Raw genomic sequence first — 25,098 nt, 5'->3', positions numbered from 1 at the left:
GGGATTTTTACATAACTATATAATTATTTGTTTTTTTCCATTACCGCAAAATAATTCCCTTCACTATCAGCAAAGTTAAACACTTTACCAGTAGGCATAGTTACCATTTCGCCAACTGTAACATTTTTATTTGTTAAATCTTTGTATAGTTGTTCCAGATTTTCTGAGAAGAACATTAAAGACGGTGTACCAAGATTCAATTCTGGACTCATTTTGGAGATAACCTCTTTATTATGTAATATGATACTCGTCTCAGCATCATTAGTTGGAGCGATTTCAATCCATCTCATTCCTTGATTGTTATCTTCCTCTGCGATTACATGAAACCCTACTTTTTCTGTCCAAAAATTTAATGCCTCATCTTGATTATTTACATATAACATAATTTGTCCGACTTTATGAATCATTTCATTTCCCCCTAATGGTTTTTATATTCTATGTAGCTTTCTATAGGTGCTCTTATTAACCCTTTTATTTTATATGTATCTCTTCACGAAATTTATCGACTGACTCATTTCATTCAATGCACATACAAAATTAGAAACTAACACTATTGCCGTGTTTTGTCGATAAATCGATATTCCCTATAGAATCGTTGATATATTTGAAATTACTATTTAATAACTTATAAACAAAAAAGACGTAACTACGCATAGTTACGTCTTTCCATTCATTTATCTAGGCTTTTTCTTACCAGTAAAAGCTGGTTTCTTTTTCTTTGGTGCTGGTGGTTTCGATTCTACAAATGTTCCTTTGAACATTTCTTGTTTCGTAAACACGATACCTAATTTTTTCGCAAATTGAAGTAATTTACGCTCTTCTTGTTCTGTTACAAGAGAAACGACTGTTCCTTCTTTACCCATACGTCCTGTACGTCCAGAGCGGTGAATATATTGGTCTACTGTATCTGGTAATTCTAAGTGAATTACGTGTGTTAAATCATCGATATCTAATCCACGTGCTGCAATATCAGTAGCAAGTAGAATCTCTAATTTCCCGCTGCGGAAAGCGCGCATCGTTACTTCACGCTCTTGTTTGCTTGCCTCTGCATGAAGAGCTGCCGCTTTCATTTTACGGAATTTTAGTTTTTGAGTAATTTCATCTAAACGGAATGGATCATTTAAGAAGGCAACTGCTTTTACATTTCCCATATGCATAACTCTTCTAATATAATCATTTTTTTCACGACGTTCACAAACGATATACGTATGTTCAACTAGGCTCTGTGCCTCTGAGCGTGTTACACGTACTAATTGTGGTTCAACTGTCAAATCACGTGCCGCATCTTCTGCAGCTTTTGTTATTGTCGCCGAGCAGAATACTAATTGACGATCACGCATCGTTGATTTAATTACATCAAGTACAGCACCCATCATCTTTTGTTTTACAATTTGATCAAACTCATCAAATACAATCGTTTTCACTTCATGCATCTTTAATTTTTTCATACGAATCAATTCTAAAATACGTCCTGGTGAACCGACAATAACTCTTGGGTGTTTCTTTAATTTTTCAACTTGGCGCTTAATATCCGCACCACCAATTAAAGACGCACCTGAAATATCAGTTCCTGCTGTAAACTTTTGAACCTCTTCATGAATTTGCATAACAAGTTCACGAGTTGGCGCTAAAATTACAACTTGAGGTTGTTTAATTTCAGGATTAATTTTATGTAAAAGTGGTAATAAGTACGCTAATGTTTTTCCTGTTCCAGTTGGAGATTCAGCTATAACGTCTTGTCCTTCTAAAATAGTTGGAATCGCTTGTTTTTGAATTTCAGTAAACTCTTTAAAACCAGCCTTTTCCCAAGCTTGTTGTAAAAATGGTTGCATATCTTTTATCATTTGTTTTTCTCCTTTATCTCTATTTTTGAAGAAAATGTTGTATTGTTCGCACCGTTTCTATCATGTGTGAAATAACAGCTATTAAATCATCAACATGGTCTTCTGTAATCGCTTTTTGAAATAGAACCTCTACCTTATTATGATATGAAATCGCTTGCTTATTATATTCGTATGAAATTTTCTGTGTAATCATTCGCTCTTTTCCCCAAATAGATTGCAATAAAGCTTCAATTTCTTGACATCCTATCTCTGGCTGTTCCATTTCGAACGAGAACGCTAACTTCATTTCACAACCTGGTATAAACTGAGGTACTTCTAATATTTCACCTGATAAATTCTTCGCATCAACAGATAGTGAAAATGTCGCCTCTACCAGCGTTTTAAATGTTTCTGTTAGTTGAAATGAAATACTATACATACGACTTAATGAAGCAAGATCCATCACATCTTTTCGATCTGTTACGAGAATATCACCGTGTAAATCGAAATCATAGACAGCTCCTTCCACAATTACCTTTAAATTTTCAAAAGCAGTTGGATCAAACATAATTTCCTCCAAAAAACAGGCGCCTTTCTATGGAAAGGCGCCACTTGATGTATATATAGTTTACAGATAAACGAGATGAATTACAACCTTTTAGAATAAACCTACTGCTTTTCCATCTTCATTTACATCCATTTGAAGCGCAGCTGGCTGTTTAGGAAGACCAGGCATTGTTAACATTGTTCCTGTTAACGCAACGATAAACCCTGCACCGATAGATGGTTTCAATTCACGAATTGTAACGATAAAGTCAGATGGGCGACCTAATTTTGTTGCATCATCAGAAAGAGAGTATTGTGTTTTCGCCATACAAATTGGTAGGTTACTCCAACCTTCTCCTTCATATTGAGCTAGTTGCTTACGTGCTTTCGGAGCAAATTCAATATCTTTTGCGCCGTACACTTTTTGAGCAATTGTACGAATCTTTTCTTCTAATGGTAATTCTAATTCATAAAGTGGTGCGTAGTTGTTTTCACCTTTTTCAATTTCTTTTAACACTTTCTCAGCAAGGTCAACTCCGCCTTGGCCACCTTTCTCCCAAACTTCTGTTAAGGATACTGCATAGCCACGCTCATTGCACCATTCTTGTAAGTATGTAACTTCTGCATCTGTATCAGTAATGAATTTGTTAATGGCAATTACGAATGGAACACCGAAGCTTTGAATTGTTTCAACATGTTTCTGTAAGTTTTCCATTCCTTTTGCTAACGCATCTACATTTTCTTCTTTTAATTGATCTTTCGCCACGCCACCGTGCATTTTAAGCGCACGAATAGTCGCAACAATAACTACCGCTTCTGGTTTAATACCAGCTGCACGTGCTTTAATGTCTAAAAACTTCTCAGCACCTAAATCTGCACCGAATCCAGCTTCTGTAATAACATAATCACCTAATTTTGCTGCCATCGTCGTAGCGATAACACTGTTACAACCGTGAGCGATATTCGCAAATGGTCCGCCATGAATGATAGCTGGTGTATTTTCTAATGTTTGTACTAAGTTCGGTTTTAATGCATCTTTTAATAGAAGTGTTAACGCACCTTCTACGCCTAAATCTTTAACTGTTACAGGTTGATTTGAAAAATTATAAGCGACAACAATGCGAGATAGACGAGCTTTTAAATCTTGAATATCTGTTGCAAGGCAGAATACGGCCATAATTTCAGATGCTACTGTAATATCAAAACCGTCTTCACGTGGCACACCTTGAACCGGTCCACCAAGGCCAATTACTACGTTACGAAGGGCACGATCATTTAAGTCAACACAGCGTTTCCAAACGATTTTACGCGTATCAATTCCAAGTGTGTTTCCTTGTTGGATATGATTATCAATGAACGCCGCTAATGCGTTATTGGCAGTTGTAATCGCATGAATATCTCCAGTAAAGTGAAGGTTAATATCTTCCATTGGTACTACTTGAGAATAACCGCCACCTGCTGCTCCGCCTTTTAATCCCATTGTTGGTCCAAGAGATGGTTCGCGAAGTGCAATTACTGTGTTCTTACCAATTTTATTAAAAGCTTGACCTAAACCAACTGTTACTGTTGATTTACCTTCTCCTGCTGGAGTTGGGTTAATCGCTGTTACTAAAACAACTTTACCGTCTTTCTCATCTTGTAAACGCTTAAAAATATCAAGAGATAACTTGCCTTTATAATGTCCGTATGGCTCTAGTTCTTCTTCTAAAATATTTAAATTAGCTGCAATTTCTTGAATCTTCTTCATACTTGCTTCTTGTGCGATTTCAATATCGGATTTAACTGTTGTAGTAGTTGTCATATACCCTAGTCCCCCTTTAATTGGTTCTGATGATATTGTATCAGTTTTTTGTATTTTCTGCACTTTTTTACCTCCTAAAATTTTTTTGATTTCGTTATACGTTTTTTAACATAAATACCCATAAGAACGTTAACGATTGTTGTAACTCTGTAGGTAGTTGACCTAACATCTTCTCATTTACTCCGCGCTTATATACGCCGGTGCCATCTACAACTTCAAATCCTTGTTCTTTTGCTAACTGTTCAAATTCCCAAGGCATCATCGTATTGCAAACAACATCTTTGCCGTATAGACGCGGATAACTATTCTCTCTCGGTTTTGCTGTCGGTCCTAAAATTGCAATACATGCGTATCCATCTTTCTTTAAAACACGCTTTATTTCATTTAATGCTCGCAATGGCTCCTCGGTCCATTCTAAAGAATTAATTGCCATAATTGCTTCAAATTTCTCATTTTCAAATGGTAATGAAGAAAGATCACCTTTTATAAAAGATAAGTTTGGGCCTTCTCCGCGTTCCTTACCCTTTTGAATCATAACTTCCGATAAGTCCACCCCAACCGCTTTGTACCCAGTAAGACTTAATTTATATGTACCATACCCATCACCACAGCCAACATCTAGCACTTGTACTTCCTTTTCCACGTACTGCTCAAAAAATGGAATGATTGTACTCCTGCTCCCGCTATCCCACATTTCTTGACTATTTTGATTCCAAAACTCTGCATTGTTATCCCATTTTTTCTCTGCCGATTCATGCCAATTAAACCTCGTCATACATTCCCCTACCTTCAGTTATTATCATTCATTTCATTCTACATCATTTTCCAAAATTCCTGTTTATCCCGCATTAACGGGCAGTAGAATTCGGCGAATGCGAGGAAGTTAGGTGGGAGATAACTGCCCGTAAAAGCCCGATTGGTGAGGGCTAATAATCAGTGGGGGATGGATAAAACCCCCACTGATTAAAGTTTCACTTTATCTTCATAAGGAGATGAACAGGATAACAACGAAATCTATTTTCTCCAATTTTTGCTTTACTTGGGTTTAACTCATACTCATGTTCTGTTCCTTATGAAAGATACTATAGATACACCCAATTGAAAGAGAGGGATGTACATGCGAAGAAAGAGAAATCATCATTTTAAAAGTGGTGAAAAAAACGAAGAGTATGCAGCTGAAATATCTCCAGCTGGTATTCCGATTAGACATGAGCGCAAAGAAATTGCAAATGAAATTGAAGGTACAAATACCGGTGCAATGATCGGCTATGTCGCATTATTTCTTTCGTTATTCTCCATTGCTTTTTATCCTGTTACACTCGGCTCCCTTGCTATTTTAGTTGGCTTATTAGCTGTCAATTTTGGGGCGAGAACACTTGGATATACCGCCATTGGTTTTGGCAGTTTTTCTGTTTTATTCACTCTACTATATCCGCTTGCTTTATCAGCGTTTTAAAAAAAACACACCAAGTTATACTTGGTGTGTTCATTCATGATACAACATGATATGACCGCATCCACAACAATGCTTCGCTGTAATTTCTTGAAAAACCGGATAATTCTCTTCATCTCTATGCTCAATAAACACCTTTTCAAATCGGTACATGTTTGGCGCATATGCCCAATCTTGTTTCGTACGTGCATATAATGTTGAAGAAAAAAACTCCTCACCACCACAAACGATACATCCCTTCTTCATCAATACCCCTCCTATGCTTGTCTTACTTCATCTATATGAAGATAAGCATAAAAAAAAGACCTTCTATTACTAGAAAGTCTTCTCTGAAACAAAAAGAAATGTACCGAATATACCTACTCCGCTATATTCTTTCGTAACACCAGCTTCTGTTTTATACGTTTGCTTTACAGTCATAAAGAAAACACCATTTCGTGCATCAATACTTTCAAACTGTAATTTCTCTTTTTTTTCATCTACATTTTGCGTGCATTCAAAGCTACTCTCGTCACATTTCAATGCATACTTATCCTCTAAATACAAGTTAAAATCTGATTCTTTCGGACAAGTTATAAGTAATATCGCCACGAGAATAATACTTACAATACCCACAATTGTATAATATTTCTTCATTTGTTCTCCTTTCAAAAGACAAGAAAACTTGACTTCATGCGCCAAGTTTTCTTAGTCCACAACCCATTGCCACTCTTGTTCTTTCTTATCAAAAATGAGCCAACCCGTTTCTGTTGCTTCCGCTTTCAATTCATCGATATTATCTAGTACCTCATCCGTACTTTCGAATGATCCTACTACATATACCGGAATTTCAAGACCTCTTCTCGACTCAATTTTCCCCGCTAAATCAATGTATAACCCATCTTCCATTAACGGCATAAGCCCAAGGATAACTTCCTTTGAAATTGCTGGGAAAATTTTTGATTTTTGGAAGAAAGTAAAACGTTTCTTTCCAAACGAACCGAGTTTATATGGAATCACTTTACTTAGCATTCCTACAAAATCACCGATTCTACGGTAATACACTTTGTTGTACCAACCGTCATCATGTGAAAAATAAACGAATCTATTCTTCAACAATGGGAAGAACGTTCTTCCAAGTGGTTCTTTTTTGTGAGCCAAATATAATAATTCTGCAATTTCTTTTGGCTCTAACTCATCTAAATCGCTTGCATCATCGAAATCTACCCAACAAAATTCATCAAATTCATCAATCTCTGCTTGAATGAGTTTATGTATGTTTTCTTCCTCAACATATTCAAATAAAGTATGATAATGAAAATCTGTCCACTCAAAATTATGCTTTAAAAGCAATACTTGATGAAGCGGTGAAGGGATGTTACTTGCAAACTCTTTAAACTTAATTCCAGATGTAATAAAACAATGACCCCGACGATTACCATTAATATATATCATATTGTTTACTTGGTCAGATCCTCCAGACAAAGCACCTAGCCACCTTCGTTTTATATGTTTCAATTCTATAGCATATTTTAACATGAAAAATTTTAGAAACATAGAAAAAACTTCAAAAACTATTTACAATTTCATGTGTTTTATTACATACTGATTACAAGAAAAAACGCCTGCTCATAAGCAGGCGTTTTTAAAGGATATCATCTGGATTTTGAGGGTGATGATTCCCCTCTTTTTTTTCATCTTTTTGGAACATCGATTGAATTTTATCGATTGTTTGTGGAGCTAATTCAATTATTTTTTCTGCTAAATGTGTCGCATTTTGTAAATGAAGAATATTTACCCCATCTTTATTCACGACTAGAAATGCTACTGGTGTAATTGACACACCACCCGCACTACCGCCACCAAATGCAGGGTTACCATTCGCTCTTTGTCCATCATTCGTCTGGAAATCAGAACCTCCTGCTCCAAAACCGAACGCTACTTTAGAAACTGTTAACACTACACCACCGTCAGCCGTTTGAACAGGCTCCCCAACAATCGTATTTACATCGACCATTTCCTTTAAATTTTCCATCGCTGCTTTCATTAACCCTTGAATTGGATGATCCACCGTTCATAACCTCCTTTGTCATATCTTTCCTAGTTTTTCCGAAAGTTTGTGAACTAAACATAAAATTTTATATTGATTTCAAAAAACTTAAGTTGTAATATTTAGAAAAATAAAAAAGAGGTCGATTCTTTATGATGAGAAAATTAACAAAGAAAGATCATGAACAAGTATTCGCTTACCTAAAAGAAGAAGCAGCCCTTAACTTGTTTATTATTGGGGATTTAGAAGCTTTCGGTTATGAAACAGACTTTCAAGAATTATGGGGCGTATTTAAAGAGAATGGAACATTAAAATCGATTTTACTCCGCTTCCATGATGCATTCATACCCTACAGTAAAGAAGCATTTGTTACCACTGATTATGAGGCACTTCTTTCCGCATATAAGCCGCTTAAACTCTCTGGCAAATCAACTATTGTAGAAAGACTTGAAGCTTCTCCTACTATACAACTAGGTGCCAAAAATGAAATGTATTTTTGTGAATGTCTAAACAATAAACACTTACCTAATACACAAATTCATGAAACAATTAAACTTGCCTCACTCGATGATATAGAACGAATTATGCAATTACGAAATAACATCACTGAATTCCGAACTGCTCATGAATCAGAAAAAATTTTACGACAAGCTATTGAAACAAATACAGGACGTACATATTATATTGAAAAAGACGGCGCAATCATCGCATCCGCCTCAACTTCCGCTGAAAATTCATTATCCGCAATGGTAGTTGGTGTATGTACACACCCGGATTACCGCGGAAATGGATATGCCTCACTCATATTGCAAAAAATGATTCAAGACTTTACGAAAGAAGGCCGAACACTTTGTTTATTTTATAACAATCCAGCTGCTGGACGAATTTATAAACGTCTAGGGTTTAAAGACATTGGGATGTGGACGATGTATCGATAATAAGAGGTACTCTATAAGCGGAAATAGTTGTAACTTTGCAATAAAAGCCGATTACACAAAAACTTCACACCCTTATTATGAAGAAACTACTTGAGGAGCGAGGACTCTAACTAAAAAATGTTATGCATTCAAACTAAATTTAGACAGATAAACGCCCCAACTATTGGATCTACTCCAGCAATTGGGGCTACATGTTTATTCTCAAATTCTTTCCACTACAAATAGAAATATTTCTGAAACATTCACCACGCTTATGTCGCTATTATGATAGTAATCATTTTAGAAACCCTTTTTTTGTTCATTTCATCATCATCACACTACACTCTCTATATTTTCGATCAGATAACCTTCTAATCACTTTAATCACCTTACATAAGTAAATTTTCTTTTAGTAGTTCAAATACTCTCCTATAAATTATTACTTTTTTACCATCAAAACTTACAATACTCACTTTCTTTATGCCTTACGTTTCGATTTACTTTTTTTATTTTTCTTTTGATATCTTGGAGTCTCTCTTTTATGTTGCTCCCACGTTTTATTAAATGACGGAAATTTAAATCTGCAATATGCTAATAGCTGAAATTCTGCTGCTCCGATGGCTATCGTATACATTAAAAAGGTCCCTACTACATACATAAATAAATCATCAAACCCATAATCATTATGAAAATATATCAAAATAAGAATAATTACTGCGTATAGTGTAGCCCACTTCATCATCTTTCCTTTTGTTTCACTAAAGAAAGAGGCAGACCTTTCATCCATACTAAACGCACCTTCACTCGCTTGTTTAAACGTATCAAAGGTTGCCACAATATGAACAACAACTGCTCCCAAAAGCAATACACCTGCATACATTAGTGTAATCCAGTCAATTGAATTATTAGCCATTTTAGTAACAGTCAAAGCAGTAGGCGCTATTGTTGCCATTTGGAATGCATATAATAATACAACAATTGTTTGTAACTTTTGAAATTTAAATTGAGCTTTCGGGAATGAATAAATAATTAATAGAATTATTTGTAGGCTATATAATAACACTTCTAACTTAACAATTCCTATATTAAAGAGAAGCATACAGTAATCCCACCCAGCTGATAAAACAATAGAAAAAATGGTTATTGAACTAAATAGTATTCCTCCAAACATAAATCCTGTAGCACCTTCAGGACTTAAACGATATTCACATGTCATCCTAAACTTATCTAAATCTTCTTCTTTTATATCCCACATCCTGACTCTTCACCCTCTATACAGTTTAAATAATTTTCATTCACTTCAATTCTATTTCACTCTTATTTACTTTTCGATTGGGATTTTGTATTTCGCTTTCGAAATCTCCCACGCATTCTCTCATTCTCTTCCCACGTTATATTAAATGGCGGACATTTAAATTTATTCTGCCAATTTCCTTTACACCTTACGTTTTGATTTACCTTTTTTATTTTTCTTTTGATATCTCGGAGTCTCTCTTCTATGTTGCTCCCATGTTTTATTAAATGACGGAAATTTAAACCTGCAATATGTTAATAGCTGAAATTCAGCTGCTCCGATAGCTATCGTATACATTAAAAAGGTCCCTACTACATACATACCTAAAGTATCAAATCCATAATCGTTATGAAAATATAGAAAAATAAGAATAGTTACTGCGTATAATGTAGCCCACTTCATCATCTTTCCTTTTGCTTTACTAAAAAAGGAAGCGGATCTTTCATCCATACTAAATGCACCTTCACTTGCCTGTTTAAACGTATCAATTGTTGTCAAAATATGAAAAATTACTGCTCCTAAAAATAATAATCCTGCATACAGTAATGTAATCTGATCAATTGAATTATTAGCCATTTTAGTACCAATCAAAACTACGAGTAATATTGTTGCCATTTGAAATGCATTTAATAATACAACAATTGTTTGTAGCTTTTGAAATTTAAATTGAGCTTTTGGAAATAAATATAGAATGAAAAAAATTACTTGCAGAGCATATAACAACACTTCCAGCTTAACAATTCCTATGTTAAGGAGAACCATACAGTACTCCCAACCACCTGATACAATAATAGAAAAAACGGCTATTGAACTATAAAGTATTCCTCCAAACATAAATCCTGTAGCACCCTCAGGACTTAAACGATCATTACATGTCATCCTAAACTTATCTAAATCTTCCTCTTCTATATTCCACATCTTGGCTCTTCACCTTCTATACGTTTCAATTATTTTTCGAACACTAAAATTCTATTAATATATTATTTATTTTTCGTTTTGAATTTCTTATTTTGTTTTCGAATTCTTCCACACTTTCTCTCATTCTCTTCCCACGTCATATTAAATGACTTGAATTTAAATCTACAGTACACCAATAGTTGAAATTCTGCCGCTCCAATGGCTACTGCATACATAACAACATTACACATAACATAACCAAACATTGTGTTTAATGAGTAATTATTATTTATATAAATCAAAACAAGAAGAATTAACACATAAATTACAGCACCTTGTATAACATGTCCCTTTGTTTTACTAAAAAACGAATCTGATTTGTCCCCACTACTAAATGCACCTTCGCTTACTTGTTTAAATGTATCAACTGTTGTCACAATATGAACAATAATTCCACCTAATACTAATAGACCTACATAAACACGTGTATTGAGATCAATTGAATGCTCAATCATCCCAGAAAGAACAAATAACGTGCATCCGATAGTTCCAAGTTGAAATGCATATAATAATATAACGAGCGTTTGTAATTTTTGAAATTTATAACGAGCTTTAGGGAATAAATATAGAATTAAAAACATTACTTGCAAACCATATAACACTAATTCAATCCTAACAATTACCTTATCAAACAAGGTAGTATAATAATCTATTCCTCCTATAAAAATAATAACCATAAATAATGAAGTATAAAATATCGTTCCGAGCATAAATCCCGTCGCACCTTCAGGACTTAAACGCCCTTGACATGTCATTCGAAACTTATCTAAATCTTCTTCTTTTATATTCCACACCTTGACATTTCACCTTCTATACAGTTTAAATAATTTCCATTCACTTCAATTCTATTTCACTCTTATTTACTTTTCGATTTGGATTTTGTATTTCGCTTTCGAATTCTCCCACGCATTCTCTCATTCTCTTCCCATGACATATTAAATGACTTGAATTTAAATCTACAGTACACCAATAGTTGAAATTCTGCCGCTCCAATGGCTACTGTATACAGTAAAACAATACCTACCGCATAAAGAACTAAAACATCAATTCCATAACCATTATGAAAATATATCAAAATAAACAGGATTAGCGCATATATTGTAGCCCACTTCATCACATCTCCTTTTCTTTTACTAAAAAATGAGATGGATCTTTCATCCTTACTAAACGCACCTTCACTCGCTTGTTTAAATGTATCAATTGTTGTCACAATATGAACGATAACTGCTCCTATAAATAATAACCCTACACAAATTAAAGTCATTCGATCAATTGAATAATCAGATATTCCAGGAAGAACTAACGCTGTAAATGTTATTGTACCTAATTGAAATGCATATAATAATACAACGAGCGTTTGTAACTTTTGAAATTTATAACGTGCTTTTGGAAATGAATATAGAATTAAAAAGATGAATTGTAAGCTATATAAAACAATTTCAGTTTTAACAATTGTTTTATCAAAATAAGTATGATAATAATCCAATCCCCCCATAAAAATAAAAAACATAAATACTGAAGTATAAACTATCCCTCCAATAAAGAAAACCATAGCACCCTCAGGACTTAAACGATCATTACATGTCATCCTAAACTTATATAAATCTTCTTCTTTTATATCCCACATCCTGGCTCTTCACCTTCTATACAGTTTAAATAATTTTCATTCACTTCAATTCTATTTCCCTCTTATTTACTTTTCGATTTGGATTTTGTATTTCGCTTTCGAATTCTCCCACGCATTCTCTCATTCTCTTCCCATGACATATTAAATGACTTGAATTTAAATCTACAGTACGCCAATAATTGGAATTCTGCCGCTCCGATTGCAACCGCATACATTAAAACAGTTCCTACTCCATACATAACAAAAAAATCAATTGAATAATCATTTTGAAAATACATCAGAAGAAGTAGTATTAATATATATATTATAGCCCCCTTTATCACAGCTCCTTTTGTCTTACTAAAAAACGAGGTGGATCTTTCATCACTACTAAATGCACCTTCACTTGCTTGTTTAAATGTATCTAGCGTTGCTGCAATATGGATAATAACTGCTCCTACAACTAGTAGCCCGGTATACATCCTACCAATTGAATTATCAGCCATTTCAGAAACAATCGAAACTACAAATAATATCGTTCCAAGTTGAAACGCATATAGTAATACGATTAGCGTTTGTAACTTTTGAAATTTAAAACATGCTTTCGGAAATAGATATATAATTAAAAATATAATTTGAATACTAAATAACACAATTTCAGTTTTAACAATTGTTCTATCAAAAAAATTGTTGTAGTAATTCAAATCACCTACAAAAATAATAAACATAAATATTGAAATATAAAATATTGTTCCAAGCATAAAACCCGTCGCACCTTCAGGACTTAAACGTCCTTGACATGTTATTCGAAATTTATCTAAATCTTCTTCTTTTATATTCCACACCCTGACATTTCCCCTTCTATACAGTTTAAATAATTTTCGTGCACTAAAATTCTATTACATTCTTAATATTTTTAAGTACATAGATCTTTGTACAACTAAATTCAGATAATCTTTTAGGTATATCATTACCATATTAATTACCATAATCATCTAACCAGAATGCCTTTTGATGGTTCAAGTAGTATTCTTTTTCCTCAAAAGTTCCAAATATTCTTCTTTCAATTAAGTATAACCGTCTTCTTGTCACCTTCATCCAATGCCTTTATTAGACTCTCATACTCTATTTTGATTTACCAAAACTATACGCGCTCAGTAAAACATAACTGTTATCACAATAACTATTTTTTACTACCCCTTTACTCATATCTTCACAACATTTATCGTTCTCAAAATTCAATCAAAATATATTATTTTTAATTTATATACTCTTTTTCATAATTTACATATTCTTTTTTGGCACTTTGATTATTATCTTCTCTGGTATGATAATATGTTGAAATTTCTTGATTGCGTTTTATAAGCTTATCTTCTTTTCTTTCTTCATAATTTACCGATATTGTTATTTGTATTATTCTCATTTGATTTTCTTTTGTATTATTAGGCGTATTAAATTCAATCATCAATATTGCAGAATCAAATTTATCATATTTTAAATTTAACTTGTCATTTATTATGCTTTTAAACTGTAATTCAGTTAAATCATAGCTTATTATGCTCGGTTCACTAGATCTTTTTGTATCTTCACTCGGTTTCAATTTACTAAGTTCATTTAATCCTCTAAACATTAATTTTACATATGAAACATTCATAGCTTGATCCTGGGCTACTGAACGGGATTTTTCATTTTTTAAATTTGTACTATAGACCGTTTCTTTTTTGTAATTTTGATTACTACCAACGTTTTTATCATTTTTTATATCAGTAACAACCTTTTGAGTTGTTTTCCCATATAAGTCGTCTTCTTTCACATTATATACTCCATGGGTTGTTTGATATATTATCCTGCTATGTTCACCATCTTCTTTTTCTTCATAAGTACTTTCGCTAGTCTCTTCTTTCACATATGCATATCCATCATCACTCGCAGACATAACCGTTTTCATATCCCCTTCATCCAATGCCTTTACTAATCTCTCATACTCTATTTTTGTTTCCCCGAAACTGCACGCGCTTAGTAAAAACGTTACTGTCATTACAATAACTATTTTTTTAACTAACCTTTTACTCATGCCATAATTACACCTTTCCCCTTATTTTATACATTACTTATTATTCAAATATTGTTTTTCATACTCCTCATATCGGGTTTTAGAAGCTTTATCGTTATCTTCTTTAGTATTTAAATAGATTGCTATTTTTTGATCATGCCTTATTAATCGGCCTTCTTTATTCTTTTTTTCATATCCCATTGTGATGCTTATTGTAGTGAATTCCATTGGATTTTCTTTTGAATCTTTCGCCGAACTAAACTCCATTAATAATATTGCTTCATCAAATTTCTCGTAGTCCACCTTTAACTTATTATTAATTATTTCTTGAAATTCCGATTCGGTTAAGTAATATGTTACCTTGGATGACTCACTAAATCTTTTTTTATCTTTTTTGGGTCTTAAACTATCTATTCCCTTTAATCTATTAAATATAAATCGAACATTCGAAACATCCAAATTTTGATCTGGACTTTTTGATTGATTATCTTCATATTTAATACTAGTTCTATATACAATCTCTTCTTTTTTTTGCTCACTATTTAATGAACTAGCAATTTCTTGCAAAGTTGTTCCATAGAACTTTTTTCTTTAATATTGTATACTCCTCCTGTTGTTTGATATACAACGCTAATGCGATTATCATTTTCCGCCCCAAACGTGCTATCCCTAACCTCTTCTTTCACATAAGCATACCCATCATCACTCGCAGACATAACCGTCTTCATATCACCTTCATCCAATGCCTTTACTAATCTCTCATACTCTATCTTCGTCTCCCCAAAACCACATCCACTTAATAAACTTGATACTATTGACAGAACTATCATCATCTTAGGTTTCTTCTTTAACTTCATACTGACACCCCGTTGATTTCTCTAGGCATTTTTAAGTTCATTATGTTCCCTTTTGGAAAGTAATACACTTCACCTGTACTTATTGGTATTTATTTACTCATACAGATTATATTGAAGATACTTTAATTTTTATTAGCATCGATTTTTATACAATTCTTAATTGCTTATATAATCTGTTCGAATTTTCAGAAACCAAAACTTATTTTATTTCTTTCGCTTTCTTTTCCTCTCTCTCTTTATAACGCTTTAAGAATTCCTGGCGTTCTCTTTCATGTTCTTCCCATGAAATATAAAATGATGGAAATTTAAATCTACAATAGGCTAATAATTGGAACTCAGCTGCGCCTATGGCTACTGCGTACATGATTAGAGTTCCTCCCGCATACAATCCTAAAATATTTAGTGTATAATCATTATGCACATAAATTAAAATGAGAAGAATTAACACATAAATTACAGCACACTTTATTGCAGTCCTCTTTGTTTTACTAAAAAATGAAGAGGATTCTTCTCCCTTATTAAATGCCCCTTTACTTGCCTGTCTAAAAGTATCAATAGTCGCTAAAATATGGAAAATGACTGCACCTAAAAATAATAACCCAACATACATTAATGTAATTTGATCAATTGAATAATTTGACATTCCTGGAATTATCAACATTGTAAATGTTATAGTGCCTAGCTGAAATGCATATAATAGTACCACAAGTGTTTGTAGTTTCTGTAATTTAAATGGCATCTTAGGAAACAGATAAATAATTAAAAAAATTACTTGAAGACTATAAAACACTAACTCAAGGCTAACAATTATTTTATCAAAGAGAGTCGGGTAATAACTCCAACCAAACCTTATTAACCCTCCAATAAGAAAAAACATTATTAAAGAAATAAAAAACATCGTTCCAAACATAAATCCTGTAGCCCAATCGGGACTTAAGCGATTCTTGCAAGTACTTTTAAATTCATTTAAATTTTCTTCTTTTATATTCCACATATAATTACACCATCTTTTCTAAAAACATATAATAACTCTATTTTTGTAGACAAACTGAGAGTAAATAAATGTTTTTGGTATTTCATATTAAACTAGCCTTTTTTACTTTTTCTAATAAACATAAAATATAACAATAACATCGATATTAACCCTATCTCACCGCCCAACACCCCTCCATATTCTTCTAGATATATGCAAAGAAATATACTACCAATAAAAAATATTATTCCAAGGATAACAATCCATTTCCCCAGAAACTCTGCTACTTTATATAGAATTAAAAAGATAAATATAATCCCAACGATAATAGGTGCTATTACACTTTCAAATAAACCTTTTACTTTTTTTACAGCTTTAGAATCTTTATTCAAGATATTACATTCCTCCCTTTACTAGTTAATTTATGAATAATGTATTCATTCTATCTTCAATATAAGTTTACGAGTATCATTTACAACTTTCATTTCAGTTTTTGTTTCGCTTTTGTTCTTTTTCTATTATTCTTTTTCTATTTGCTATGAATTCTTGGCGTTTCTTTTCATGTTGTTCCCACGTAATATTAAATGATGGGAATTTGAAGCGACAATACACTAATAGGACGAATTCTGCTGATACTACAGCGAATATATATAATATTATTGTTTGTACAACATAAATTGCCATTTGGCTAAATGTATAATTAAGATTTAGAAAAATTAATATAAGTAGAACCATTACACCAATTGTCATTCCAATCGATAAATATAATTTTGCGTTAGTAAAAAATGAGACAGTTGGTCCTTCCGATTTATATCCTCCATGTTTTGCCTTTTTAAAAACATCAATTGTAGTTACAATGTGAGTACAAAGCGCCCCTAACATTATTAAACCAATATAAACTAACGTTTTATTATTACTAGGAAAATCAAACATTCCTTCAACCATCATAACGATAAATGGTAATGTTGCTAACTGAAAAGAATAAAATAAAGTCACGATGGCTTGGAATTTCTGTAATTTAAAAGCAACCTTTGAAGACATGTAAATTATTAAAAAAATCAACTCCAAAATGTATAACTTTACCTCAGATCGTACCAAAAATGTTTCAAATGGTGTTAAAGAAATCTTATCACCGTTCAGCAAAATACCTAAAAACATGATGAGCATTGGTATAGAAGTATATGCAAAAACTCCCCCATAAAAGATTCTTATATAATCCGGACTTAATCGATTTCTATTTTCAATTTCAAAAAGACCCATATCTTCTTCTCTTATATTCCACATTCAGCTTTTTCACCTTCTATATAGTTTAAATAATTCTCATACACTTAAATTCTATTTCACCATTATTTACTTTTCGTTTTGAATTTTTCATTTTGTTTTCGAGTTCTCCCACGCATTCTCTCATTTTCTTCCCAAGTCATATTAAATGATTTAAATTTGAATCTACAGTACACCAATAGCTGGAATTCTGCTGCACCAACGGCTACAGTGTACAGTAAAACAGTACCTATTACATATCCAATCAAAGTATCAATCGCATAATCATTATGAAAATAAATCAAAATAAGTAGGATTAATGCGTATATTGAAGCCACTTTCATCATAGTTTCTTTTGTTTTACTAAAAAAGGAAGCAGATCTTTCATTCATACTAAATGCACCTTCACTTGCCTGTTTAAACGTATCAATCGTTGTCACAATATGAACAATCACTGCTCCTATAAATAAGAAACCTACATATACCAATGTAATTCCGTCGATTGTATAATCAGACATTCCAGGAAGAATTAAAGCCGTGAATAATATCGTACCTAATTGAAATGCATATAATAACACACCAATCGTTTGAAACTTTTGAAATTTAAATCGAGCTTTTGGAAATGAATATAGAATTAAAAAAATTATTTGCAAGCTATATAGCACAAGTTCAATTTTAACAATTGTTTTCTCAAATAAACTAGTATAGTAGTCCCAACCAAAGGTTACTAAAGTACCAATAAGAAAAAACATCATAACTGAAACGTACACTATTGTTCCTATCATAAAACCTAAAGCACCTTCTGGACTTAAACGCCTTCTACATATCATCCTAAACTTTTCTAAATTTTCTTCTTTTACATCCCACATCTAGTTACACACCTCTAGCTAATTTTTGGGTATATATCACTATGAATTACTTAATTTCTAAGTGCGATAGCTGACAACAGCCAATCATCCTTTTTTACAATTTGAGTGATGCTTATTAAATTTAAAAGCGATAATGCTTATAGTGAACTTTCATAATCACTAACCCTTATACAATGTTTTAATTCTTCACAAATAGATTCTTCCACCATGAAAAAACAATCTATTACTATTATTTACAATTATCATTTCAGTTTTTATTTCGCTTTTGCTCTTTCTCTCTTATTCTTTTTCTATTTGCTATAAATTCTTGGCGTTCCTTTTCATGTTGTTCCCACGTAATATTAAATGATGGAAATTTAAAGAGACAATACACCAATAGGACGAATTCTGCTGATACTACAGCAAATGTATATAATATTATTGTTTGTGTCACATAAATTGCCATTTCATCAAATGCATAATTAAGGTTTAAGAAAATTAATATAAGCAAAACTACTACACAACTTATCATCCCAATTAATAAATATAATTTCATGTCAGTAAAAAACGAGACAGCCGGTCCTTCCAATTTATATCCTCCATGTTTTGCCTGTTTAAAAACATCAATTGTAGCTACAATGTGCGTACAGATTGCCCCTAATAGTATTAAACCAATATAAACCAATGTTTTATTGTCACATGGAAAATCATATATTCCTTCAACAACCATAACTATGAAAGGTAATGTCGCTAACTGAAAAGCATAAAATACAGTTACGATTGTTTGTAGTTTCTGTAATTTAAAAGCAATCTTTTTAGACATGAATAATATTAAAAAAATGAACTCCAAAACATACAACTTAACCTCAGTTTGTACAACTATCTTTTCAAAAGGATTTAGAGAAATCTTGTCACCGTTCAACAAAAAAGCTAAAAACATAATAAGCATGGGTATAGAAGTATATGCAAAAACTCCCCCATAAAAGATTCTTATATAATCCGGACTTAATCGATTTTTATTTTCAATTTTGAAAAAACCTAAATCTTCTTCCTTTATTTTAAGCATTCATCTTTCCTCATTTCGACACAAAACTTATTTTATTTCTTTAGTTTTCTTTTTTCCTTCTCTTCATAAAGCTTTAGTCTTTTCTGACGTTCCCTTTCATGTTCCTCCCACGAAATATAAAATGATGGAAATTTAAATCTACAATAGGTTAATAATTGGAACTCTGCTGCACCTATGGCTACCGCGTACATTACAAGAGTTCCTGCTATATACCCTACTAATATCTCTGTTTCATAATCATTATGAAAATAAATTAAAATAAGAAGGATTAGTGCATATACCGTAACACCAATCATTACGTTGTTTTTTGTTTTACTAAAAAATGAAGCTGCCCTTTCATCCATACTAAATGCTCCACTCTCTGCTTGTTTAAAGGTATCAATTGTGGTCACCAGATGAACAAAAACTGCTCCTAGAAACAATAAACCCACATACAATAATGTAATTTGATCAATCGAATAATTTGAAATTGCTGGAAGTATAAACAATGTGAATCCTATAGTTCCCAGCTGAAATGTACATAATAATATCACAAGCGCTTGCAACTTTTGACATTTAAAACGAACTTTTGGAAATAGATATAGAATTAAAAAGATTACTTGCAAGGTATATAAAACTAATTCAATACAAACAATTATTTTGTCAAAGAGATTTGGATAATAACCCCAGCCAAATTTAACTAATGCTCCAAAAATAAAAAGCATGAATAATGAACTATAAACAGTTGCGCCAAGTATAAACACCATGGAGCGTTCTGGACTTAAACGATTTCTACATGTTATTTTAAATTCATCTAAATCTTTTTCTTTTATATTCCACATCCAATTGTCCCACCTTTAACTACCTTTACTTAAATCATGTAGATTAAAAATAAAAACCTTCTCATTTTAACGAAAAGAGAAGGTTTTCTTGCTGTTATACATTCATGCCATATACAAAACTTTCCCTCTTCAAATAACATATTATAGTTGTTAATCTTTGGATTTTTATTTTCGCTATTAATTTAGGCATTTTTACTTTTCTTAAAAAATACCAAATATGCAAATAATGACGAGATTAAGAGGAATACCCCCGCCCCTATACCCTCATATATTTTAAAATAAACAGCAGCAATTATCACAAATATTGACATTATTATTATAAGAATCATTGTATATTTCACTATAAGTTCTAACGCTTTATAGATAGATACTATTGTCCTTTGAAAAAAACTTTTCTCTGTTTCCGAAACATTCCGATCTTTATCCAAAATAACACCTTTCCCTCTTTCCAAATTGACTTTCGAATAAATTTCACCTTTCAAAATAAGAACAAAGCGAACTGCAGAACGTAACTACTCCCCATACAGATTGGCCCAACTGAAAAATCTCATGTCGAACTATTCAATCAATTGCATATAGATTTTAGAATAAAAAAACCTCCTCATTCTAACAAGAAGAGAAGGTTTTATTTATGTCATTTCCCCAAACCCTATTCAAAACTATCTCTTTTATGATATTTCATGATGTTTCCATATTTTAAAAGTCACAAGCTTAAAATATTATTCTTCATTAAATACAGCAATCTTCACTTCAACATACTGTAAAGACTCATCACCGCTAAACACATGATAAATTGGCGAGGCTAAATTCAGGTTATTATCCTCCATATACTGAAGCATTTCACCATACACCTGCTCTGTTAATTTTTCATAATCTCCCGTATATCGTTTCATGAGCATCTCATCAACATAGTAATAACTTCTAAATTGAAGTGTTTCTGATGTTGGAATTTTATCTTCATTTACCGGCATAAATAATTCAATATACATATTTCCATCAGATGGTATATTTTTCAAAGAATAAAACATAGGACCTTTTATCGTTAAATTTACTTTTGAAATTTCTGACATAAAATCTTCAATTGCTTCTTTCATATCTGGGTAATGAAAAATGTATTCTCTTGAAACAACATTTGTATATGCAATACTTTGTTTTTCAATTAGCATTTCACTGTTTCACCTACTTCTATAATAGGAGCATAAATATCTAACCATGTATCACCATATACATCTAAACATACGTGATAAAAACTACTATCTAATTTCATATGATGCTGCTCTGCAACCTCACGTATTAGGTTATAAGCCTCCTCAATATCACCATCTTCATCTGTAAATCGCACACATAGAGCACTCTTAATAATTAAAGCATCATAATACTCATATGCAGAGCTCTCACCTAAATCAACTCTTCCATTGACAGGAATACAATACGTATATTCCCCATATTCTGGTTCATTTTCTAACTGTGAATATTTATATAGAACAGGTCCTACTGCATATATCCCATTACGAACTACTTGATTTCTAAGTGCTCTTGCGGGTAACAACCAATCTTCTTTTTTTACAATTTGAGTAATGCTTATTAAATTTAAAAGTGACAATGCTTTATGCTGAACTTTCACAAAATCTCCCCCTTTTCAACTTGTGGATTCATAAATAGTCATCAAGTTTATAACATATATCCTATTAAGATTTGAGCAATTTTCAACTCATTTTATTTCTTTTTCTTTCTTTTCTTCTCTCTCTCTATAACGCTTTAAGAATTCCTGGCGTTCTCTTTCATGTTCTTCCCATGAAATATAAAATGATGGAAATTTAAATCTACAATAGGCTAATAATTGGAACTCAGCTGCGCCTATGGCTATCGCGTACATGATGAACGTAAATATAAAGTAACCAAACATTATGCTCAATGAGTAATTATTTTGTATATAAATTAAAACAAGAAGAATTAGTACATAAATTGCCACACCAAACATTACATTTTTCTTTGCCTTATTAAAAAATGAAGTAGATCTTTCTCCCATACTAAATGCACCTTTACTTGCTTGTTTAAAAGTATCAACTGTTGTTACACCATGAACAAGTATTGCTCCTAATACTAGTAAACCTACATAAATAAGCGTAATAAAATTAATAGAATAATTACTCATCCCTGGAAGAACAAATGCCGTAAGACCTATAGTACCTAACTGAAACGCATATAATAATATCACCAATGTCTGGAGCTTTTGAAATTTAAAACGTACCTTAGGGATCAGATATATAATAAAAAAGATTACTTGTAGGCTATATAACAACAATTCCATTCTAACTATTACTGTGTCAAAAAGAGTCGGATAGTAATCCCAGCCAAATCTAATTAATGCTACAAAAATAAAAAGCATCAATAACGAACTATAAAGCATTCCACCAAACATAAACAACATAGCTCCTTCAGGGCTTAAACGATGTCTACATGTTATTTTAAATTCATCTAAATCTTCTTCTTTTATGTTCCACATTTGTTAACTCCACCTTTCCCCGAACTATATTATATTACCAAAATAAAGATGTAATCTTCTTAGTCACTGATTTTATACCTTTTTTTGTACCACTTACCAAACTTTCTCCTCCAAAAGTTTCAAATTTTTCATTCATTAAAAATGTAGCTCCTATCCCAACCGCTGCTCCAACTGCTGTCCCAATAGGCGGCAGAAAAAATGAACCTACTACAGCACCAGTTGCAGCTGCTCCAGCAGTTGTTCCAACATCTACCGCTGAATCCGTTGCTATATCCACTACGTCATGTAATTGCCAACCACCATTCTTTTTAGCATTATCGCTAGCCTCTACAACATTATTTGCAACGGAAAGAACAGATCCAGCTATCCCAAAACTTTTCATTGTTTTCCCTACTCCACCTAATTCTTTGAGTGTATCCTTCCATTTCCAAGGCTTCAAATCAGTAATACCTTTTACGAGTTCTGTTTTGAGTGAACTCCAAGATTTGTTTCCAACAGCTTTTACGAACCCATTACTCTTCCAGTCTAGTTTGAAATCTTTATACGCTGTGAATTCCGGTAATTCCACAATCTCTCTTTTCGCTATTCTTACTTCTCTATCTGTTACTTTTGGATCAGTTGGCCTCATCCAACCAGTTAAATACTCTTCTACTCTACCTTTAAGAAATTTAAAAATATGATCCTCGTTCTTATCAGCCTTTAAAAATTCAAGAGCTTCTACCATTTGTTTCGGTTTGGTTGTTTTTAATAAAAATTGTCCCTCACCATCTATAATGTCAAACTGCGTACCAAACCCTAAAACTTTTTTCATATAATGGTAGCGCAAAAATGAAGATATCACTCCTTTTCCCCATTTATTTCCTTTATTAACACCGCCTATCCAAGCTTTCGAAGTCACAACTGTTGCTGCTACCCATTCTTCGGGCATTATTTTTTCTATTGAATCACTAGAAAAATCCCCGCCATAAGCTTGTACTCGATTCATTCCATCATCTAACTCACGTATCATTTCTTGAAATGTTTGTAGGTCACTTTGGTTACTATTATAAGCTTCTAATTTTTCTAAAGTGTCACTAATTTCCTTTTGGCTTTTTATAGACCCTTCCATGATCCCTGCTGATGATGGATATTGAATTGCGATGATGTCGCTAACAGACCCCACTGTTTGTCTTGCTTGGTCATTAGATAGATTAAATCCTTCACTATACCCATTAATTTTTTTCTTTACATCATCCAAGTAAATTCCATAAATTTTCGTATCAGCATCACTGTCAACAGTACTATTGAAATCATTAATACTTTTTTGAAATTGTTCTTTTAATAATTCCACTGCTTCCATATACTTAAAAATAACACTTCCATGAACTGTAGATAAATAATTTTTAATATCAGAAGCAGCTTTCCCTTGAAAAGAGTTAATCTCTGTAAAATCAAGTATTTTTTGCATCAAACATTCAAACTGTAGATTCAACTCGGTGGCACTTGCTTGAAATCTATTTTGAAGTTCTTTTACTTCTTGTAACTCTATATTTTTATCCACGCTTCTCCCACCCTATTTTAATTTTTCATAGCATGATGAATTGAACCGATCCTTAATTGCTTCTCAAGTTGTTCGTCTTTTTCGACTATTTTCTCCCCGGTTTGTTGTATTTTATTTAAGTCATTTTCTAATATCTGTTCATATTGCTGCACTTTTTGAGATAACTTTTCAATTGCTTCACAATATTGAATCAACCTCGTCAAATTAGTACGACTCAACTTCATATCATTAAATTTCGTTTTTCCTAAATCACTAGCACTACTTTTCAATTCACTTACTTTCGCATCAAATACCCCTTTATTTAATTTAATTTCCCCCATTTATCATTTCCCCGCCTTCTGTACTTCTACTTGAATACTAGCGTCAACCATTGAAACACTTCTACTTAAAGAAAGAATACTAGACTCACATGTAGCGATTTCTCTTTCAAGCCGCCGTATAGCTTGATCGATGTCTTCTTGCACTCTCCCTAGTTCTCCGATAAACTTCCCTAAATTCGAAATGACTTGTTGTTCATACGTTTCTTTAAAAGTAGTTGCTCTTTGCCCTTTCCAACTACTCTCGTTTATTTCTAAAGACTTAAACTGCTCTTGATTTTGTTTAATTGCTTCAAGATTATTTACAAATTTCCCCTTAGCAGTTATTAGCCTTCGTAGTTTCATTTGTAATTCAGCCAATTGCCCTTGTTGATGACTTATACTACTTAATAAACCAGATTTTTGACTATTTAATTCCTCTATCCCCATGC

Annotated in this window: 30 protein-coding genes and 2 pseudogenes; 2 read left to right on the top strand and 30 right to left on the bottom strand. The window is 32.5% G+C overall.

Features of this window, described 5'->3' with window-relative positions; genetic code table 11:
- Positions 1 to 23 precede the first annotated feature (23 nt).
- The 5 genes from MHB76_RS10355 to MHB76_RS10335 all read right to left on the bottom strand — a co-directional run bounded on the left by MHB76_RS10355 (position 24) and on the right by MHB76_RS10335 (position 4,945).
- Positions 24 to 407 (bottom strand): VOC family protein, encoded by a 384-nt coding sequence (locus MHB76_RS10355; protein WP_078173753.1) that lies wholly within the window; start codon positions 405 to 407, stop codon positions 24 to 26.
- Positions 408 to 674: 267 nt separating this feature from the next.
- The gene (locus MHB76_RS10350; RefSeq protein ID WP_002158100.1) at positions 675 to 1,844 is read right to left on the bottom strand and encodes a DEAD/DEAH box helicase; all 1,170 of its coding nucleotides are present in this window, start codon (positions 1,842 to 1,844) and stop codon (positions 675 to 677) included.
- A gap of 19 nt (positions 1,845 to 1,863) precedes the next feature.
- A complete protein-coding gene (locus MHB76_RS10345; RefSeq protein ID WP_002158102.1) occupies positions 1,864 to 2,391 on the bottom strand; it encodes a hypothetical protein in 528 nt (175 codons plus the stop codon).
- 90 nt (positions 2,392 to 2,481) lie between these two features.
- Positions 2,482 to 4,170 carry a formate--tetrahydrofolate ligase gene (locus MHB76_RS10340; RefSeq protein WP_078173793.1) on the bottom strand — a complete coding sequence of 563 codons (1,689 nt, stop codon included), beginning with the start codon at positions 4,168 to 4,170 and terminating at the stop codon, positions 2,482 to 2,484.
- 94 nt (positions 4,171 to 4,264) lie between these two features.
- Positions 4,265 to 4,945 carry a class I SAM-dependent methyltransferase gene (locus tag MHB76_RS10335; protein ID WP_002158104.1) on the bottom strand — a complete coding sequence of 227 codons (681 nt, stop codon included), beginning with the start codon at positions 4,943 to 4,945 and terminating at the stop codon, positions 4,265 to 4,267.
- A 342-nt stretch (positions 4,946 to 5,287) separates the two neighbouring features.
- Between MHB76_RS10335 and MHB76_RS10330 the strand changes: the two genes are divergently transcribed.
- Positions 5,288 to 5,626, top strand: coding sequence for a hypothetical protein (locus MHB76_RS10330; protein ID WP_001253195.1), 339 nt, complete (start codon positions 5,288 to 5,290; stop codon positions 5,624 to 5,626).
- 30 nt (positions 5,627 to 5,656) lie between these two features.
- On the opposite strand, the gene MHB76_RS10325 is transcribed toward MHB76_RS10330, so the two are convergent.
- From MHB76_RS10325 to ytfJ, 4 genes are all read right to left on the bottom strand, one after another.
- On the bottom strand, positions 5,657 to 5,869 hold the full coding sequence (locus tag MHB76_RS10325) for a hypothetical protein (RefSeq protein WP_002012518.1): 213 nt from the start codon (positions 5,867 to 5,869) through the stop codon (positions 5,657 to 5,659).
- A gap of 69 nt (positions 5,870 to 5,938) precedes the next feature.
- The gene (locus MHB76_RS10320) at positions 5,939 to 6,259 is read right to left on the bottom strand and encodes a hypothetical protein (protein WP_078173754.1); all 321 of its coding nucleotides are present in this window, start codon (positions 6,257 to 6,259) and stop codon (positions 5,939 to 5,941) included.
- A 51-nt stretch (positions 6,260 to 6,310) separates the two neighbouring features.
- Positions 6,311 to 7,087, bottom strand: a complete 777-nt coding sequence (locus MHB76_RS10315; RefSeq protein WP_078173755.1) for an oxalate:formate antiporter — start codon at positions 7,085 to 7,087, stop codon at positions 6,311 to 6,313.
- Between the two features lie 160 nt (positions 7,088 to 7,247).
- A complete protein-coding gene (gene ytfJ / locus MHB76_RS10310; protein WP_002158105.1) occupies positions 7,248 to 7,673 on the bottom strand; it encodes a GerW family sporulation protein in 426 nt (141 codons plus the stop codon).
- 131 nt (positions 7,674 to 7,804) lie between these two features.
- Here ytfJ and MHB76_RS10305 point away from each other — a divergent pair, with 131 nt between their 5' ends.
- Positions 7,805 to 8,590, top strand: coding sequence for a GNAT family N-acetyltransferase (locus MHB76_RS10305; protein WP_078173756.1), 786 nt, complete (start codon positions 7,805 to 7,807; stop codon positions 8,588 to 8,590).
- A 457-nt stretch (positions 8,591 to 9,047) separates the two neighbouring features.
- On the opposite strand, the gene MHB76_RS10300 is transcribed toward MHB76_RS10305, so the two are convergent.
- The 21 genes and pseudogenes from MHB76_RS10300 to MHB76_RS10200 all read right to left on the bottom strand — a co-directional run bounded on the left by MHB76_RS10300 (position 9,048) and on the right by MHB76_RS10200 (position 25,096).
- Positions 9,048 to 9,824, bottom strand: a complete 777-nt coding sequence (locus MHB76_RS10300; protein ID WP_078173757.1) for a hypothetical protein — start codon at positions 9,822 to 9,824, stop codon at positions 9,048 to 9,050.
- A 180-nt stretch (positions 9,825 to 10,004) separates the two neighbouring features.
- Positions 10,005 to 10,781 carry a hypothetical protein gene (locus MHB76_RS10295; protein WP_078173758.1) on the bottom strand — a complete coding sequence of 259 codons (777 nt, stop codon included), beginning with the start codon at positions 10,779 to 10,781 and terminating at the stop codon, positions 10,005 to 10,007.
- A gap of 62 nt (positions 10,782 to 10,843) precedes the next feature.
- On the bottom strand, positions 10,844 to 11,614 hold the full coding sequence (locus tag MHB76_RS10290; RefSeq protein WP_016104661.1) for a hypothetical protein: 771 nt from the start codon (positions 11,612 to 11,614) through the stop codon (positions 10,844 to 10,846).
- 62 nt (positions 11,615 to 11,676) lie between these two features.
- Positions 11,677 to 12,447, bottom strand: a complete 771-nt coding sequence (locus tag MHB76_RS10285; protein WP_000263485.1) for a hypothetical protein — start codon at positions 12,445 to 12,447, stop codon at positions 11,677 to 11,679.
- A 62-nt stretch (positions 12,448 to 12,509) separates the two neighbouring features.
- Positions 12,510 to 13,271 (bottom strand): hypothetical protein, encoded by a 762-nt coding sequence (locus tag MHB76_RS10280; protein WP_002202228.1) that lies wholly within the window; start codon positions 13,269 to 13,271, stop codon positions 12,510 to 12,512.
- Between the two features lie 227 nt (positions 13,272 to 13,498).
- A pseudogene (locus MHB76_RS26300) lies at positions 13,499 to 13,592 on the bottom strand (DUF3952 domain-containing protein); the annotation flags it as partial.
- Positions 13,593 to 13,684: 92 nt separating this feature from the next.
- Positions 13,685 to 14,500 (bottom strand): DUF3952 domain-containing protein, encoded by an 816-nt coding sequence (locus tag MHB76_RS10270; RefSeq protein ID WP_002202229.1) that lies wholly within the window; start codon positions 14,498 to 14,500, stop codon positions 13,685 to 13,687.
- Positions 14,501 to 14,533: 33 nt separating this feature from the next.
- A pseudogene (locus MHB76_RS10265) lies at positions 14,534 to 15,336 on the bottom strand (DUF3952 domain-containing protein).
- Between the two features lie 199 nt (positions 15,337 to 15,535).
- Entirely contained in the window at positions 15,536 to 16,330 is a 795-nt protein-coding gene (locus MHB76_RS10260; protein WP_078173759.1) for a hypothetical protein, read from the bottom strand.
- Positions 16,331 to 16,422: 92 nt separating this feature from the next.
- Entirely contained in the window at positions 16,423 to 16,701 is a 279-nt protein-coding gene (locus tag MHB76_RS10255; protein WP_078173760.1) for a hypothetical protein, read from the bottom strand.
- 94 nt (positions 16,702 to 16,795) lie between these two features.
- Positions 16,796 to 17,593: a hypothetical protein gene (locus tag MHB76_RS10250; protein ID WP_078173761.1), complete on the bottom strand. Its 798-nt coding sequence runs from the start codon at positions 17,591 to 17,593 to the stop codon at positions 16,796 to 16,798.
- A gap of 62 nt (positions 17,594 to 17,655) precedes the next feature.
- On the bottom strand, positions 17,656 to 18,438 hold the full coding sequence (locus MHB76_RS10245) for a hypothetical protein (protein ID WP_059037776.1): 783 nt from the start codon (positions 18,436 to 18,438) through the stop codon (positions 17,656 to 17,658).
- Positions 18,439 to 18,685: 247 nt separating this feature from the next.
- A complete protein-coding gene (locus tag MHB76_RS10240; RefSeq protein WP_078173762.1) occupies positions 18,686 to 19,483 on the bottom strand; it encodes a hypothetical protein in 798 nt (265 codons plus the stop codon).
- A 32-nt stretch (positions 19,484 to 19,515) separates the two neighbouring features.
- Positions 19,516 to 20,304: a hypothetical protein gene (locus MHB76_RS10235; protein ID WP_078173763.1), complete on the bottom strand. Its 789-nt coding sequence runs from the start codon at positions 20,302 to 20,304 to the stop codon at positions 19,516 to 19,518.
- Positions 20,305 to 20,486: 182 nt separating this feature from the next.
- Complete coding sequence (locus MHB76_RS10230; protein ID WP_078173794.1) at positions 20,487 to 20,732, bottom strand: hypothetical protein; 246 nt, start codon at positions 20,730 to 20,732, stop codon at positions 20,487 to 20,489.
- 291 nt (positions 20,733 to 21,023) lie between these two features.
- Complete coding sequence (locus tag MHB76_RS10225) at positions 21,024 to 21,470, bottom strand: DUF5085 family protein (RefSeq protein WP_078173764.1); 447 nt, start codon at positions 21,468 to 21,470, stop codon at positions 21,024 to 21,026.
- A complete protein-coding gene (locus MHB76_RS10220; RefSeq protein ID WP_046959244.1) occupies positions 21,464 to 21,928 on the bottom strand; it encodes a DUF5085 family protein in 465 nt (154 codons plus the stop codon). Before MHB76_RS10220 ends, MHB76_RS10225 begins: the two co-directional genes overlap by 7 nt.
- Positions 21,929 to 22,015: 87 nt before the next feature.
- Complete coding sequence (locus tag MHB76_RS10215) at positions 22,016 to 22,810, bottom strand: hypothetical protein (RefSeq protein WP_078173765.1); 795 nt, start codon at positions 22,808 to 22,810, stop codon at positions 22,016 to 22,018.
- Positions 22,811 to 22,844: 34 nt separating this feature from the next.
- Complete coding sequence (locus tag MHB76_RS10210) at positions 22,845 to 24,350, bottom strand: T7SS effector LXG polymorphic toxin (RefSeq protein WP_078173766.1); 1,506 nt, start codon at positions 24,348 to 24,350, stop codon at positions 22,845 to 22,847.
- A gap of 17 nt (positions 24,351 to 24,367) precedes the next feature.
- Positions 24,368 to 24,670, bottom strand: coding sequence for a TIGR04197 family type VII secretion effector (locus MHB76_RS10205; protein ID WP_078173767.1), 303 nt, complete (start codon positions 24,668 to 24,670; stop codon positions 24,368 to 24,370).
- Between the two features lie 3 nt (positions 24,671 to 24,673).
- On the bottom strand, positions 24,674 to 25,096 hold the full coding sequence (locus MHB76_RS10200) for a YwqH-like family protein (RefSeq protein WP_000510565.1): 423 nt from the start codon (positions 25,094 to 25,096) through the stop codon (positions 24,674 to 24,676).
- Positions 25,097 to 25,098 lie beyond the last annotated feature (2 nt).

The organism is Bacillus sp. FSL M7-1345, from assembly GCF_038006985.1.
Classification (GTDB): Bacteria; Bacillota; Bacilli; order Bacillales; family Bacillaceae_G; genus Bacillus_A; species Bacillus_A cereus_U.
This window is presented reverse-complemented; position numbering and strand designations above follow the sequence as displayed.

Coding starts and splice junctions, on each gene's coding strand:
- MHB76_RS10355 (WP_078173753.1), bottom strand. CDS start 407: ATGATTCATAAAGTCGGACAAATTATGTTATATGTAAATAATCAAGAT.
- MHB76_RS10350 (WP_002158100.1), bottom strand. CDS start 1,844: ATGATAAAAGATATGCAACCATTTTTACAACAAGCTTGGGAAAAGGCT.
- MHB76_RS10345 (WP_002158102.1), bottom strand. CDS start 2,391: ATGTTTGATCCAACTGCTTTTGAAAATTTAAAGGTAATTGTGGAAGGA.
- MHB76_RS10340 (WP_078173793.1), bottom strand. CDS start 4,170: ATGACAACTACTACAACAGTTAAATCCGATATTGAAATCGCACAAGAA.
- MHB76_RS10335 (WP_002158104.1), bottom strand. CDS start 4,945: ATGACGAGGTTTAATTGGCATGAATCGGCAGAGAAAAAATGGGATAAC.
- MHB76_RS10330 (WP_001253195.1), top strand. CDS start 5,288: ATGCGAAGAAAGAGAAATCATCATTTTAAAAGTGGTGAAAAAAACGAA.
- MHB76_RS10325 (WP_002012518.1), bottom strand. CDS start 5,869: ATGAAGAAGGGATGTATCGTTTGTGGTGGTGAGGAGTTTTTTTCTTCA.
- MHB76_RS10320 (WP_078173754.1), bottom strand. CDS start 6,259: ATGAAGAAATATTATACAATTGTGGGTATTGTAAGTATTATTCTCGTG.
- MHB76_RS10305 (WP_078173756.1), top strand. CDS start 7,805: ATGATGAGAAAATTAACAAAGAAAGATCATGAACAAGTATTCGCTTAC.
- MHB76_RS10300 (WP_078173757.1), bottom strand. CDS start 9,824: ATGTGGGATATAAAAGAAGAAGATTTAGATAAGTTTAGGATGACATGT.
- MHB76_RS10295 (WP_078173758.1), bottom strand. CDS start 10,781: ATGTGGAATATAGAAGAGGAAGATTTAGATAAGTTTAGGATGACATGT.
- MHB76_RS10285 (WP_000263485.1), bottom strand. CDS start 12,447: ATGTGGGATATAAAAGAAGAAGATTTATATAAGTTTAGGATGACATGT.
- MHB76_RS10270 (WP_002202229.1), bottom strand. CDS start 14,500: ATGAGTAAAAGGTTAGTTAAAAAAATAGTTATTGTAATGACAGTAACG.
- MHB76_RS10260 (WP_078173759.1), bottom strand. CDS start 16,330: ATGTGGAATATAAAAGAAGAAAATTTAAATGAATTTAAAAGTACTTGC.
- MHB76_RS10250 (WP_078173761.1), bottom strand. CDS start 17,593: ATGTGGAATATAAGAGAAGAAGATATGGGTCTTTTTGAAATTGAAAAT.
- MHB76_RS10245 (WP_059037776.1), bottom strand. CDS start 18,438: ATGTGGGATGTAAAAGAAGAAAATTTAGAAAAGTTTAGGATGATATGT.
- MHB76_RS10240 (WP_078173762.1), bottom strand. CDS start 19,483: ATGCTTAAAATAAAGGAAGAAGATTTAGGTTTTTTCAAAATTGAAAAT.
- MHB76_RS10235 (WP_078173763.1), bottom strand. CDS start 20,304: ATGTGGAATATAAAAGAAAAAGATTTAGATGAATTTAAAATAACATGT.
- MHB76_RS10225 (WP_078173764.1), bottom strand. CDS start 21,470: ATGCTAATTGAAAAACAAAGTATTGCATATACAAATGTTGTTTCAAGA.
- MHB76_RS10215 (WP_078173765.1), bottom strand. CDS start 22,810: ATGTGGAACATAAAAGAAGAAGATTTAGATGAATTTAAAATAACATGT.
- MHB76_RS10205 (WP_078173767.1), bottom strand. CDS start 24,670: ATGGGGGAAATTAAATTAAATAAAGGGGTATTTGATGCGAAAGTAAGT.
- MHB76_RS10200 (WP_000510565.1), bottom strand. CDS start 25,096: ATGGGGATAGAGGAATTAAATAGTCAAAAATCTGGTTTATTAAGTAGT.